Below are 14,147 nucleotides of genomic sequence, written 5' to 3' on the forward strand. Positions count from 1 at the left end.
ACTGCGATCACGAGGTTACTCATGGCCATCGACTTCACGTTTTCGATGAAGGTCTTCTCCTCGCTCTTTGCGATCATGAATCCCGTCGCGAACATCCCGGTTTTTCTTTCGCTAACCGAAGGGATGGCGGAAGGGAAGAAGCGGGCCGTTGCGGCCACAACCTTTATCGGCGTGACAATTGGCTGTGCCATCTCCGTCACGCTGGGCGAGACGATCCTCAACGTGTTTGGGGTCAGCATCGACGATTTCCGTCTCGCGGGAGGCTTGCTTGTATTGCTGATCGCGCTGGACATGGTACACGGCTCGCCCAGCGCGCAGCACACGCCGCAGCAACGCGAAGTGGGGGGGAGCGGCTATGATCAGGACGTGGCGATCTTCCCGCTGACGACGCCTCTTCTTGTCGGCCCCGGCACGATCGCCACGCTGGTCGTGTTCGGGCACGCCGCAGCCGCCAACGGAGAGATTGGGAGTCTCGCCATTGGGCTGGTCGTATTCCTCGCATTGCTGGCCGTTGTGTTGTTTTCCGCGCCGTATCTCGGGCGCTTTCTGTCTGCCAAGGTGACGGCAATCGCCAGACGTCTGATGGGTATGATACTGGCAGCCATCGCAGTCGAAATGATGGCCGCAAGTTTGACGACAATATTCAAGGGTTTGGTTCACTAGCTCGCAGTGTCATTGATGGATCTTCGGGAGAATCGCTATGACTGGCCAGATATTGAGCGAAGCGTTCATCGAGAATCAGCGTCAGCGCTTGCTGGCGATGCAACGCGAGGTGCTCGGCGGTGAAGAAGGGACGATTTCGGCGGAGCGCAATCAGGAGGAGGCGTCCGGCGACGACGCGAGGGAGTTCGAGGACGATGCCCAGAAGATGGAGCAGGATATCGCCAATCAGGCGCTGCGCAGCGTGAACGACCGCAGGATCGCCGACATCCAGCGTGCGCTTGAAAAGATCGCCGAAGGCACCTATGGGTATTCCGACAATAGCGGCGAACCTATTCCCATCGAGCGACTGAAGGTACTGCCCGAGGCAATCCTAACGGTACAGGAGGAAAGCGAGCGCGATGCCGGCCGCTGACTTCGCCCGCTTTTCACTTACTCTGCCACGCGACGGGTAGTAGCCGCGATCACCCTGCGATGCTGCTTAAAAATTGTCGCGCCGGCGCAAAGAACGTCACCCCCGTTACGGCCTTTGAGAAGTCCAGAATCCGGTCGTGGAGCGGTGGCGGATCACCGATAAACATTCGCTCGAGCATTTTTTCTATCACCCACAGATGGCGTGAATAGCCAATGAAATAGGTGCCGTACTCGTTACGCCCCGGCGCGGCGAACGGCATGTTGTCGCGGAGAATATCGTGTTCGCCGTCTGCATCTTCAATGGTGCAGAGCGTCTTGTGCGATTTCTGGCCCGTCGTCGCGTCCGCCAGCTCGACATTATCGAATTTTTTTCGACCTATGATGGCTTCTTGCGTCTCCACGCTTTGTGCTCGCCAGGCAGCCATGTCGTGCAGATACTTCTGGATCACGACATAACTGCCGCCGGCATAATCCGGGTCTTCCTCCGCGATTATTGTTGCGTCGGGCAGATCGAGACCATCGGGGTTCGCGGTGCCATCGACGAATTCCAGCAGATCGCGTCCGTCGAAATAACGGAATCCCGCCACGTCGTCAATGACTTCGACTGCGGTGCCGAAGGCTTCGAGGAGAATTCTTTCGAATTCGACGATGACGTCCGTCGATTCCGCGCGTACATGATAAAGCAGATCGCCCGCGGTTGCGACGGCGGTGTGAGTCGCGCCCCGTACTTCCTGGAACGGTCTGAGCTCCTTCGGCAGCGGCTTCCCGGTGAGTGGCCCCCAGGCGCGATGTGAGATCCCTACGTTACAGCTAAAGTGGCCACCGCTGGCTCGAATCCGGACGTCTTTGACAAGATCGTCGGTGCTGGCGATGACGGATCGAGCGAGAGCGATCGACGCGTTGTCGTCCTTGACCACGAGTACGAGGAAAGCGGCGGCGGCCGAGCAGGGCGCATCGATCGCTTGCGGTTCGACCGCGAGTGCTTGTTGTTGCGCGGATGGGATCTGCGAAGTTGGCACGTTCAAGGGCCCTCCTGTGGTGACGCGAACTGCCGGATCGCATCGGGACGATGTTCAGGGACGGCAGGTTTGTGGCATGAGCCGCTACACAATCACGATAACATCCATGCCGCTTCTCCATTTTTTGGGCAGACATTGGGCACCCACTTTCTTCGCCGAAGTCAGGAAAAAACGGCAATAAACTTATGAATGACGGTCTCTTTCCGTCATATCACTTGTAGTTTTGCGCGATCTGAAGCTGCGGCATGCTCCGATTCTTAATATCGGATGAAACCAATCTGAGGTAATGCGAGAACGGACCGAAACCAAAAAGTAATGCCTAGCGAATCGGCGCGGTCGAGTCGCCCGCAAGTAGCAATTGAGGGAGCTGCGAAAATGACCAGTTGTCCCCGGTGCGATCGAATATCCATACGACGTCGAAACGGTCATCGGGCCACGTTGCAGGGACGATGGGCGCGCGCGGCATGTGCCCGATGAGCGACGGCAGCACTTTGTGCTCCCACGCAATCAACACGACGCCCGCGCGAGTGAGTACGTCTGCCATTAGCGCTCGACCGTCGTCTTTCAGATAAGTCGTGACGTAGTCGACCTGCGACGTCTCACGCAGCAGCGAAACAAGGGGCGCCACAGTTTGCATCGACCGCTTGCTCTTGCTCGAAGGACCTGCACCCGCAGCGAATACGGTGGCTGGTTTGAGTTGCGCCGCATGCGCTTTCTCGATTGGGCAAAAGAATCGTGCCAGAGCGCCAGCACGCTGCCAACCGCGAACGCAAAGGCTCTCCGCGTCAGGCTTGCCGTCCGCTTCGATTCCCATACCTTCATTTGCGGCGGGCTTATCCGCGTGCCGGATAAACATGATTCTGTCGGGTCGCATGCTGCCTCCAGAGGGTACCGGTTAAAACACGGTCTACGATGTTATAACGAATGTCGAGTCGACTGGCTGATGCGGTTCGATACGGGGCAGTGGCGGGTCGGGACTTGTGAGAAAAGCGATCGAAGAGCGGCGAGCGCCGAACAAATGGAGACGCGTCAGTTTCCGCGGCAATGCAGAGGAAACGAAACACGCGTGTTCCGATGTCCATTTGACGTCGCGATGGCTTGCAACGCAAACACTGCGTGTCCGCGCAAGACGCGGCCGACTTCTGTCAGGACTACTCCGCGGATGCGCAATACCAGCGAGCACGCGTCCAACGACCGGGCTTGGCAGCGCGAGACCGTATGCCGGGCGCGGATGCCGGAGCGCGCTGGGACTCCCTTTCATCGGGAGCAAGTAGAGAAGCGCGAAGAGCATGATCGCCGAGCCGACGAACGCCACCAGCAGCCAGCCGACGCTCCTCATTCGCGCATGCCCGCGCCTCTTAAGCCGTTGCATGGATGATGTAGCCCGCGTTGCGCACCGTAACGACCATCGCCGAGAGCCGCCCGTTGAAGCTCAACTTGCGCCGCAGGTTGCTGATATGAATGTCGATTACGTTCGTCTGCAAGTGATAGTTCCAGACTGACTCGAGCAACATCGCGCTCATGTTCCCCTCATTCTCATTGGATAGATGTTATCGGTTTAAAAGTAGCAGTCCTGATTCAATACGCGGCCGGGCCTCGGAACGGTGAACCGAACCGGAGGCAGACATGTTGGCTTACGGAATTGAGGCGGACGACCGTGCAACGACCGGAGCCAGGCACAGAGCGTTGATGTTTGAATACGTGCGCTTGCCCGGTTGCCAGCGGAGAATCACACCCCGGCGTGACACGAACATGGCGCAAGGCTTACAACCGCGTTGAGGAAGCAGACGCGCCAGGTGATGACGGCTTGTGGATGCGGTGGCTGGCGGAAATTTTTTGCGTCGAGCGGGAATATTTGAAGTACAGCGGTCGTTTAGCCTGCGGCGATATTTCGCCAGTCAGACGCGGAGGGAAGTTATGTCTCAGATCTCGTGGGGTCTCAAAGCGGCGGCCGTGATCGTCTTAGCCGCCGGTTTCACAATCGGGCATGCTGCTGCCGATGAAGCTTACGTCGTCACACCGCTTGTATCCAACCTGGCAGGCTCTGCCCCGAAGGTCGACGGGGTCCTGCAGAACGCCTGGGGTATCGCCTTTAGTCCGGCAGGAAGTCCGTTCTGGATCAACGACAATGCCACCGGCTGCTCCACGCTGTATGACGGCCAGGGCACAAAGGTGGCGCTGCAGGTCTCCATCCCGCTGCCAGGCAACGTCATACCGGCCGGCGCCTGCCATCCCGTCTTTCCCAACAATCCACCGAAACCCACGCCCGCGGCACCCACGGGGATAGTTTGGAATCCTTCGTCGTCTTTTCTCGTCCCAGGTACCAACATCCCGGCCGTATTCATCTTCGCGACCGAAGACGGCACGATTTCCGCCTGGGCCGGTGGATTGAATCCGGCGAACAATGCTGTGATCGCGGTCGATAACTCATCCAATCCCTCCGCCGCCAGCGGGGCCGTCTACAAGGGGCTCGTCTTCGGAGTGAACGCGCAAGGGGGATTCCTCTTTGCGACGAACTTCCGTGCGGGCCGGATCGATGTATTCGGACCGAACGGTTCGAACGGGTTGTTCACGCCCGCGACGACCGACGGTGGCTTCGCCGACCCGAACATGCCGGCCGGCTACGCCCCGTTTGGTATCGCGAACATCGACGGGGACCTTTTCGTCACCTATGCGCAGCAAGACGGTCCGAAGCATGACGACGTTGCAGGCCGCGGTCATGGATTCGTCGATGTATTCGATACCGACGGCCACCTGCTGCGCCGCTTTGCGAGCCAGGGGACGCTCGACTCGCCCTGGGGCGTAACGCGAGCGTCGTTTGCGTTCGGGCGCTTCAGCGGGAAGATCCTCGTTGGCAACTTCGGCAACGGCCGAATCAATGTCTTCGACAACGACGGCACGTTCGTCGATCAACTGGAGAATGAGTTCGGCAATCCACTGGCTATTGACGGCCTGTGGACGCTGACGCTCGGAGGCGGGCGCAATTCAAGCCCGGACGCGCTGTACTTTTCGGCGGGGCCCAACAAGGAGTCCAATGGACTCTTCGGTATCATTGCGCCAGTCAATGGCACCAAAGGACGAACGTCCGCTCAGAACGGGCAATGAACCGCAGCGTGGTTCCACGGTGATGTCGATTCGAGTTGAGCCGAAGGACTCCACCTCGTAGCTTGTGCAACCGTAAGCGCGCAGCGGCAGCTGATGAAAACATTGCCCGCCAACGTGGCGGGCAATGTTCTACGCCAATGCCGAATGCGATATGCCTCGTCTCGCAGTCCGGGTACAACAATCCGGCTCGGTGGCCGCGGTATGAAGGTTCTGGCGGCCGCTTAGAAGCGGGTCAGCATGCCGATCGCAGCCATCACCTGATTGCTCGTCGCCGAGAAACCGCCGGCGTTGTACATCACTGCGACGTTGTTGTGACCGATCGCGCGCTGGTACATCGCTTCTCCATACACTTCCGTGCGCTTCGACAGCGAGTAGCGCGCAATCGCGTTGACCTGATTCCACTTCGGATCGGAGCCGATGTTCGACTTGCTCACTCCGTTCAGATGACCGTCCGTGAAAGTATCCATGAGGCCAAGATTCAGCGCTGGCGTGAGTGCGTACTTGACGTTCAGTTCATAGTTGTCGAAGTGAGTCGAACCGCTCACCGGGTTCAGGCCGAACGCGGACGTGTTCTGGTACTGGCTGTGCGTATAGACGAAGTTGACCGCCGCCGGGCCGAACGTATAGCCGATGCCTGCACCGACCGTGCGCTGCACATTCGCCGTCAGGTTGCCGCCGCCCGCGGTCGCCTTGAACTCGCTGGGGTCGGCCGCAACGTTCTGGTTCGCTGTTCCGGCAGGGGTGCTCGCCGCTGCCGAGCCGTTGATCTGGAGGTAGGCCGCTGCCAGTCGCAGCGGGCCGTTGTTGTAGCTCGCGCCAGCACTGTACGCACGATCGACGGCGAAGCTGGTGCTGTTGCTGAATGCGTACATGCCGCCAAACTTGAAGCCGGCGTAGTCGATACTGGCAAACTTCACCGAGTTGCTGAAGCGGACAGTATGTTGCAGGTTGTCGTTGTCGTACACGTGCGCGAAGCCAGAGTCGCCGAACGTGCCCGCGGTGCCGGACAGCGGCGAGACGTAATCGACCATAGAGTCATACTGGCGCCCCATCGTCAAGGTGCCGTATTGATCGCCGGTCAGGCCGACAAACGCTTGACGGCCGAACATGCGACCACCCTGGCCGAGTGTGCCGTTGTTGACGTTGAAGCCGTTTTCGAGCACGAAGATCGCATGCAGACCGCCGCCCAGGTCCTCGCTGCCGCGCAGGCCGAAGCGGCTGCCGCTGATATTGCCGCTCGCGAGTGCGACGCGCGAGCTACCGTGGCTGGGCGCGCCGTTCTGGACGTTGTTCGTATAGGAGATGCCCGCGTCGATCAGGCCGTACAGGGTGACCGAGCTCTGAGCACTGGCCGCGGACGCTGCAGATGCTGCGCAAACGGCGACGGCAATGGAAATCTTCTTCATGAGATGCCACTCGATGACGTGAGAGAAACGATCGCGCCAGTCTATAGCCGCGTCCGGCGCAGAAGCCGAATCGCCCTTGAAAATAAGTGCTGCAAGAGAATGGGTTCCTTCATCAAATTGCAGCAATTGAGCGGCGATTTGACTTTGCGACCGGTGGCGAGACGACCGGCATACGTATTCGTTTCCATAACGAGTTGCGCCACCGCAACAACGTTGGTTAAGTAGGCGTTTCCTTGGTTCAGTGAGGACGGGACCTTGCTTACATGAAAATTTGCAAACGATTAATTAAGTAGATTTTTAAGGCGGCTTTCACCCATATGCGACAAGAACGGGTGGCGTGGGCACGACATTGGTTGTTGAACCGCGTTAAGGCCGGGGATCGATTGTGAACAGACTTAAGTCTGCGGCCGTTGATTCGCGAAGCGACAACAGACAATTGCGTTCGTCGTTTCAACGTCTGACGCACATATACTTTCCAGCGCCACCTATCGTTATACCTATAGGAGTACTAGTGGAAAAGTATTTGATCGCCAGAAGCGGTAAGGCGAAACCGGAAAACGTCCATCAGATCGTTCAGGAGGCGCTTCGCAGTGCTGCGACGGCGTCCACGCCCAACAGTGCTATTGACGTGCTGGGCGACGCGTTGCTGGAACTGGAGCGTCTGCTGGGGCTAAAGAGCGGGCGTATGCATTGATGGCCTGGCGCAGTGCCACTTCCCGTCAGTCGATCACGTTCTGTGACGTCGCGGGCAGTGGGCACCGGGCGATCCTCTCCGCCTCCAGGTATTTGAGGCCGAACGCCTGCAAAACGATGGCCGCTGTGTCCTCGGCGAACTGTTCGGCTCGGGTCCGGAGGACCTTGCGCGCACGATTCGCCGGCTTGGGTGACCCTGACAGGTCAAGCTCAGCAGCGACCGCAGCGAGCACAGTGCCAATCACTGAAATAACGCACATTAAGACATCGGCCACCGTGAAGCGCTTTTCTGAAATCCCTTTCGCAGTATCTCTCAATAGCCGTTGACCAAGCCCCCTGCTGAGCGCGCGCGCGGACAGCCCTTCGCGTATCAGCAGTTGTCCCCAGACCGGTTCACGGCAGGCGCGCATGAGCGTGTGGCGTACCGACACGGCGATCACTTCTGCCGGGTCGGAGAGTCCGCTGACAACGTGATCGAGCGTCTTTCCGAATTCGTCGAAAAGCCAGTCGCCGAGTGCAGCGAAGATCCCTTCCTTCGAGTCGAAGTGATTGTAGAAAGAGCCGAAACCCACGTCGGCGGCCTCGGTGATCTCGCTGATCGTAACGCCGTCCATTCCCTTTTTCGCTACCAGCACGAATGCGGCGTTGAGCAGCCGGACACGCGTCTCGTGCTTGCGTCGGGCTCGACGGGGCGATTGCCCCGTCATCGGCGCGCGGCTCGCGCCCGGCCCCTTGATCGGTGGCCGACGCCTCGCACTCAGGTTAGGGCCATCTGGCAATCCTGCCTCCCAATTCGCAGTTTCTTCATATTTTAGATGTACGTCTCATAGTTGACAAGTGTATCAGTTATGGGTCTAATGTCATCCGTGCGGAGGGCATGGCCAAGCACCGTCTCATCTGTCCGCGCGGATGACTTTTTCACCTGGATTCATCACCTGCCTTTTGAACATCGTGAAACTTTCCGGACCCGTCGCGCCGAAACAGGCGCGCCCCTCGATTTCTTCCCTGTTCCAGCCGACGTACCGGTTGCCCGTCGTCATCGCGGCGTGCAGCGCGATCTTCCTTGGCGCATGCCATCAGCGAGAAGCCGTCGTGCCGGAGCCCAAGCCGGTGGTGGCACGCGCTGTTCATCCAGACGGACATGTGGCCAGCGCGTCACTGCCGGCGCAGGTGCAGGCACGCTATTCCACGCCGCTATCATTCCGCGTCGGCGGCAAGGTCATTGAACGGCGCGTGCGCATTGGCGACACGGTGAAGGCCGGACAGGTCGTCGCGCTGCTCGATCCGACCGATCTGCAGAACAACCTCGTCAACGCGCGCGCGCAGCTCGATGCGGCGGAGCATCGCCTTGTGTTTGCGAAGCAGCAGCTTGACCGCGATGAGGCACAGGCACGCGCGAACCTCATCGCAACCGCGCAACTGGAGCAATCGCAGGACGCCTATGCTTCCGCACTCGCACAGCGAACCTCTGCTCTCGCGCAGATGGCGCTTGCGACGGATCATCTACGCTACGCGACGCTAACGGCCGATCACGACGGCGTCATCACCTCGGAAGACGTCGATACCGGGCAGAACGTGCAGGCCACCCAGGCCGTGTACCACCTCGACTGGACGGGCGATGTAGACATCGTTTGCGACGCGCCAGAAAGCACGGTCAACGCGCTCAGTGTCGGCAACAAGGCGCGCGTGTCGTTGCCGGCGCTTCCCGGCAAGTCGTTCGATGCAACCGTGCGCGAGGTGTCCGCTGCCGCGGATTCCCAAAGCCGCACGTGGCGAATCAAGCTGACCCTGACCGCACCGGGTCCCGAAGTACGCCTCGGCATGACGGCGAACGTGAGCTTCGCTGTCGCAGCCGATGATGCTGCGAGCGTGCCGTACACGCTGCCGGTGACTGCGCTTTTCCATCAGGGTGAAAACGCTGCCGTATGGGTCGTTCGCAAAGATAGCGACACGCTCGAGCTGCGCCCCGTCACGATTGATCGATTCGACGAACGCACGGTGTCGATCGCTTCCGGTTTGCACGATGGCGACCGGGTCGTGTTGCAAGGCGTGCATGCAGTGAGTTCGGGAGAGCATGTGCAGGTGGTGCCTCCGCTGCGTCAGGAGGACCCCACGACATGAACGCCCGCGACCATGAAAACACCCGCCATAGCGCGCCCGTCAGCGCTCCCGGCAAGGAAGCCGCCGACGCAACCGGCTTCAATCTCTCATCCTGGGCGCTGCGGCATCAGCAGCTCGTGATCTTCCTGATCGGCCTCGCCACGCTTTTCGGTGTGATCGGCTATGTGCACCTCGCGCAATCGGAAGACCCGCCGTTCACGTTCCGTACGATGGTCGTCAAGACCTACTGGCCGGGCGCGACCGCACGCGAGGTGCAGGAGCAGATCACCGATCGCATCGGCCGTCAGTTGCAGGCTGCGCCCTATGTCGACAACATCAAGAGTTACTCGCGGCCGGGCGAGTCGATGATCTTTTTCGCGATGAAGGATTCGGCGCCGGTCAAGGAAGTCCCGGAGACGTGGTACCAGGTCCGCAAGAAAGTCGGCGATATCGCGGCAACGCTTCCAAAGGGAACCGTCGGGCCGTTCTTCAACGACGAGTTCGGCGATGTCTACACGAACCTCTACGCGCTCGAAGGCGATGGTTTCTCTGCCGCGCAACTGCACGACTACGCGGACAAGCTCCGTACGGTGCTGTTGCGCGTCCCGGGCGTCGCCAAGGTCGACTATTTCGGCGACCCCGATCAGCACATCTTTGTCGAGATCTCGAACGCGCGGCTGACGAACCTGTCGATCTCGCCGCAGCAACTGGCTCAGGCCATCGACGCGCAGAATACCGTCGCGCCGGTGGGCACCTTCACGACGGCGGATGATCGCGTGTTCGTGCGCCCAAGCGGCGCATTCAAGGACGAACAGGCGCTAGCGGACATGCTGATCACGGTCAACAAGCGGACGTTCCGCCTTGGCGACGTCGCGAGCATCAAACGCGGCTACGACGATCCGCCCGTCACGCAGATGCGTGTGGGTGGCCAGGCAGTGCTCGGCATCGGCATTACGATGCAAAAGGGCGGCGACGTGATCGACCTCGGCAAGGCGCTCGACGCGAAGACGGCCGAACTGCAGGCAACGCTGCCGGCGGGGCTGAAGCTCGTGCCGGTTTCGAGCATGCCGCACGCCGTCAAGCACTCCGTGGACGAGTTCGTGCGCTCGGTCGGAGAAGCCGTGGCGATCGTGCTGGTCGTCAGCCTGGTGTCGCTCGGTCTGCGAACCGGCATGGTGGTCGTGATCACGATTCCGATCGTGCTTGCCGTGACAGCGCTGTGCATGCATCTGTTCGGCATCGGTCTGGATAAGGTGTCGCTCGGCACCCTGGTGCTTGCGCTGGGGCTGCTGGTCGACGACGCGATCATTGCGGTCGAAATGATGGCGGTGAAGCTGGAGCAGGGCTGGAGCCGGATGCGCGCGGCAGCATTTGCCTATTCGAGCACCGCGTTTCCGATGCTGACCGGTACCCTGGTAACGGTCTCGGGCTTCCTGCCGATCGCGCTCGCAAAATCGAGTACGGGTGAGTACACGCGCTCGATCTTCGAGGTGTCGGCCATCGCGCTGATCGTCTCGTGGTTCGCCGCGGTCGTACTGGTACCACTGCTGGGCTTTCATATGCTGCCCGAGCGCAAGGCTCATGCTGGCGCGGGCCATGGCGATGAGCAGGAGGTGTACAACACGGGCTTCTACCGCCGCCTGTCGGGCTGGGTGTCATGGTGCATCGAGCGGCGCTGGGTCGTGCTCGGCGTCACCGGCGGCCTGTTCGCGCTTGCCATGATTGCGTTCACCCGCGTGCCGCAGCAGTTTTTCCCGAACTCCGAGCGGCCAGAACTGCTGGTCGATCTGAGGCTGCCGGAAGGCGCCTCGTATCAGGCCACCCTGCGTGAAGCGCAACGCCTCGAAAAAGTCCTGCACGGCAGGCCTGGCATCGATCATTACGTCGACTTCGTTGGCACCGGTGCGCCGCGCTTCTATCTGCCGCTCGACCAGCAATTGCAACAGCCGAACTTCGCACAGTTCGTCATCACCGCGAAGGACGTCGAGGCACGTGAGGAACTGATGCACTGGCTCGACGCGAAACTGGAAATGGACTTCTCCGGCGAGCGCACGCGTGTCGCACGACTCGAGAACGGGCCGCCCGTCGGCTTCCCGATCAAGTTCCGCGTGAGCGGAGACGACATTGCAACGGTGCACTCGATCGCCGAGACGGTCGCGGAGCAGGTCCGTGCCGACCCGCGTACGCGCAACGTGCAATTCGACTGGGATGAGCCGGCCGAGCGCTCAATCTCGTTTGAGATCGACCAGAACCGCGCGCGCCAGCTCGGCGTGACGTCGCAGGACGTGTCGAGCTTCCTCGCGATGACGCTGTCCGGCTACACGGTCACGCAATATCGCGAGGGCGACAAGCTGATCGATGTCGATCTGCGTGCGCCGAAAAGCGAGCGCGTCGATCCTGCAAAGCTCACGAGCCTCGCCGTCCCCACACCGAACGGCCCGGTTCCGCTCGGCTCGCTTGGGCATGTGCGCGACGGGCTCGAATACGGCGTGATCTGGGAACGCGATCGCCAGCCGACGATCACCGTGCAGGCTGACGTGCGCGGCGACGCGCAGGCCATCGACGTGACGCGCAACATCGAGCACGCGCTTGCCGCTGCGCGCGCCAAATTGCCGGTCGGCTATCGCATCGAGGTGGGCGGCGCGGTCGAGGAAAGCGTCAAGGGCCAGACGTCCATCAACGCGGAAATGCCACTGATGATCATCGCGGTGCTGACGCTGCTGATGATCCAGCTGAAGAACTTCGCGCGCACGTTCATCGTCGTGCTGACCGCGCCGCTGGGCCTGATTGGCGTGGTAGCGGCCCTGCTGCTTTTCGGCAAGCCGTTTGGCTTCGTCGCTTTGCTGGGCGTGATCGCGATGTTCGGCATCATCATGCGTAACTCCGTGATTCTGGTGGATCAGATCGATCAGGACATCGCAGCGGGGCACGCGCGCTTTGACGCCATCATCGGGGCGACCGCGCGGCGCTTCCGCCCGATCATGCTGACGGCAGCCGCCGCCGTGCTCGCACTGATTCCGCTGCTTCGCTCCGGATTCTTCGGACCGATGGCGACCGCGCTGATGGGCGGCATCACCGTTGCCACATTGCTGACGGTGTTTTTCCTGCCCGCGCTCTATGCGACCTGCTTCAGGGTCCATCGTGACGAGCGCGGCGCGCAACAGGTCGTCGTCGAGCATACCGAGGGTTGATCATGAGTTTGACTTACAAGACATCCGTGGCTGCCGCGGCTATGGCGCTCGCCATGACGGCGTGCTCGTTCGGGCCGAGCGGCGAGCCACCGGCCATGCCAGCGCCCGAGCATTACGGTGCCGACGCGCAGCCGGCGAAGACAGTGTCCGCAGGTGGTGTTGCGCAGACCTTCGAAATCGGCGCGACGCCTGGCTCGCAATGGTGGCGGCTGTACGGGTCCTCCGACCTGGATGCACTCGTTGACGAAGGATTGCACAACAGCCCGACCCTTGCGGCGACGCAGCGTACGCTCGCGTCCGCGCAGGAGGAAATGCGCGCACAGGTCGGCGCATCGACGCTGCCGTCGATCGACGGCGCCGCGCAGGTCGAGCGCGCGCGTACGGCCGTGGTGCCGGGCCTTGGGCCCGAGCAGGTCCAATACAATTTTTTTGCCGGACAACTGTTTGCGCATTACACCTTCGACCTGTTCGGCCAGACGCGGTACACGAACTCCGCGAGCGCGGCCCGTGTGAATGTGCAGGCTTATGAGCTGGAGGCGTCGCGTCGCGCGCTTGCCGCGAACATCGTCGGCACTGCTATCAATGTGGCGGCGCTCGACCGGCAGATCGCACTTACCGAACGGCTCGTTGCCGTGTCCAACGATGCTGCGCATGAGGACCAGCAGCGCTACGCGCTAGGCTCCGTCTCGCGCGCACAGGCGCTTGCGTCAAAACAGGACGCGGCTGCCATCGCGGCGACGTTGCCGCCGCTGCGCCAGCAACGCGCGTGCGCGATCCATGCGCTCGCCGTGCTGATGGGCCGCACGCCGGACAACGCGCCGAGCGTGCCGGCCCTCGACAGCCTGTCGCTGCCCGGGCAGGTGCCCGTCGCCGTGCCGTCGGACCTGTTGCGCTCGCGCCCAGACATCCAGGCAGCGGACGCTGCCGTCAAGGCGGCTGCCGCGGATGTGGGCGCCTCGACGGCCCAACTCTTTCCGAGCCTCTCGCTGACGGGCTCAATGGGCCGCGGCGGGTTCAGCTGGCCGATGTTGCTTTCCGGCGCGGGCGGACTGTGGGCTATCGGCGCCAGCCTGTCACAGCCCATCTTTCATGGTGGCGCGCTGTTCGCGCAGCGCCGCGCATCGATCGACGCGTACGACGCCGCCGTGCTGCACTACAAGGCGACCGTGCTGTCTGCGTTCCAGGACGTGGCGAATTCGCTCGCTGCACTGGATAACGACGCGCAGACATTGGCCTCGACGGACGAAGCCGCAGACGCCGCTCGCACGGCATTCGACGATACTGCGTCGCGCCATCGCCTGGGTGCGCTGCCTTCGGCTGCGACACATGCCAGTGAATCACGGTATCTCGACGCGCAGATCGCCGCCACGCGCGCCACAGGTCAGCGCATGAGCGATACGGCAGCGCTGTTCCAGTCGATGGGTGAACTGCCAGCCGCCCAGCAGACGGCAGCGATTACGCAATGAACGCGTGTTCGTGATATCGGCCAGTCGATCGTTCCCGTTGGGGCAAGCGCCGCAAGCAGGCGTTGCACCAGCGGAGGCAACCGCATTTCCCGC

At 61.4% G+C, this 14,147-nt stretch carries 12 protein-coding genes; 7 read left to right on the forward strand and 5 right to left on the reverse strand.

Annotated features, from left to right (window positions below; genetic code table 11):
* The first annotated feature begins 21 nt into the window (after positions 1–21).
* Together AB4Y36_RS27660 and AB4Y36_RS27665 are read left to right on the forward strand one after the other, a co-directional pair.
* The gene (locus tag AB4Y36_RS27660; protein WP_368684695.1) at positions 22–663 is read left to right on the forward strand and encodes a MarC family protein; all 642 of its coding nucleotides are present in this window, start codon (positions 22–24) and stop codon (positions 661–663) included.
* Between the two features lie 37 nt (positions 664–700).
* Positions 701–1,075: a TraR/DksA family transcriptional regulator gene (locus AB4Y36_RS27665; protein WP_368684696.1), complete on the forward strand. Its 375-nt coding sequence runs from the start codon at positions 701–703 to the stop codon at positions 1,073–1,075.
* Between the two features lie 49 nt (positions 1,076–1,124).
* Here AB4Y36_RS27665 and AB4Y36_RS27670 read toward each other — a convergent pair whose 3' ends face one another.
* From AB4Y36_RS27670 to AB4Y36_RS27680, 3 genes are all read right to left on the reverse strand, one after another.
* Positions 1,125–2,093 (reverse strand): Dyp-type peroxidase, encoded by a 969-nt coding sequence (locus AB4Y36_RS27670; RefSeq protein ID WP_368684764.1) that lies wholly within the window; start codon positions 2,091–2,093, stop codon positions 1,125–1,127.
* Positions 2,094–2,412: 319 nt separating this feature from the next.
* Positions 2,413–2,967, reverse strand: coding sequence for a hypothetical protein (locus AB4Y36_RS27675; protein WP_069266295.1), 555 nt, complete (start codon positions 2,965–2,967; stop codon positions 2,413–2,415).
* A 484-nt stretch (positions 2,968–3,451) separates the two neighbouring features.
* Entirely contained in the window at positions 3,452–3,616 is a 165-nt protein-coding gene (locus AB4Y36_RS27680; protein ID WP_368684697.1) for a helix-turn-helix domain-containing protein, read from the reverse strand.
* A 394-nt stretch (positions 3,617–4,010) separates the two neighbouring features.
* Between AB4Y36_RS27680 and AB4Y36_RS27685 the strand changes: the two genes are divergently transcribed.
* Positions 4,011–5,198, forward strand: coding sequence for a TIGR03118 family protein (locus AB4Y36_RS27685; protein ID WP_342946399.1), 1,188 nt, complete (start codon positions 4,011–4,013; stop codon positions 5,196–5,198).
* A 221-nt stretch (positions 5,199–5,419) separates the two neighbouring features.
* Here AB4Y36_RS27685 and AB4Y36_RS27690 read toward each other — a convergent pair whose 3' ends face one another.
* Entirely contained in the window at positions 5,420–6,604 is a 1,185-nt protein-coding gene (locus AB4Y36_RS27690; protein WP_069266297.1) for a porin, read from the reverse strand.
* A gap of 511 nt (positions 6,605–7,115) precedes the next feature.
* Between AB4Y36_RS27690 and AB4Y36_RS27695 the strand changes: the two genes are divergently transcribed.
* A complete protein-coding gene (locus AB4Y36_RS27695; RefSeq protein ID WP_368684698.1) occupies positions 7,116–7,298 on the forward strand; it encodes a hypothetical protein in 183 nt (60 codons plus the stop codon).
* A 25-nt stretch (positions 7,299–7,323) separates the two neighbouring features.
* On the opposite strand, the gene AB4Y36_RS27700 is transcribed toward AB4Y36_RS27695, so the two are convergent.
* Positions 7,324–8,004, reverse strand: coding sequence for a TetR/AcrR family transcriptional regulator (locus tag AB4Y36_RS27700; RefSeq protein WP_368684699.1), 681 nt, complete (start codon positions 8,002–8,004; stop codon positions 7,324–7,326).
* 235 nt (positions 8,005–8,239) lie between these two features.
* On the opposite strand from AB4Y36_RS27700, the gene AB4Y36_RS27705 reads away from it, so the two are divergent.
* Genes AB4Y36_RS27705 through AB4Y36_RS27715 form a run of 3 tightly spaced genes read left to right on the forward strand, consistent with a single transcriptional unit; the run spans position 8,240 to position 14,054 of the window.
* Positions 8,240–9,418, forward strand: a complete 1,179-nt coding sequence (locus tag AB4Y36_RS27705) for an efflux RND transporter periplasmic adaptor subunit (RefSeq protein ID WP_368684700.1) — start codon at positions 8,240–8,242, stop codon at positions 9,416–9,418.
* Positions 9,415–12,588: an efflux RND transporter permease subunit gene (locus AB4Y36_RS27710; RefSeq protein WP_368684701.1), complete on the forward strand. Its 3,174-nt coding sequence runs from the start codon at positions 9,415–9,417 to the stop codon at positions 12,586–12,588. Before AB4Y36_RS27705 ends, AB4Y36_RS27710 begins: the two co-directional genes overlap by 4 nt.
* A 2-nt stretch (positions 12,589–12,590) precedes the next feature.
* Entirely contained in the window at positions 12,591–14,054 is a 1,464-nt protein-coding gene (locus AB4Y36_RS27715; protein WP_368684702.1) for an efflux transporter outer membrane subunit, read from the forward strand.
* Positions 14,055–14,147 lie beyond the last annotated feature (93 nt).

The sequence above is a fragment of the Paraburkholderia sp. BR10936 genome, from assembly GCF_040965735.1.
In the GTDB taxonomy this organism is placed as follows: domain Bacteria; phylum Pseudomonadota; class Gammaproteobacteria; order Burkholderiales; family Burkholderiaceae; genus Paraburkholderia; species Paraburkholderia nodosa_A.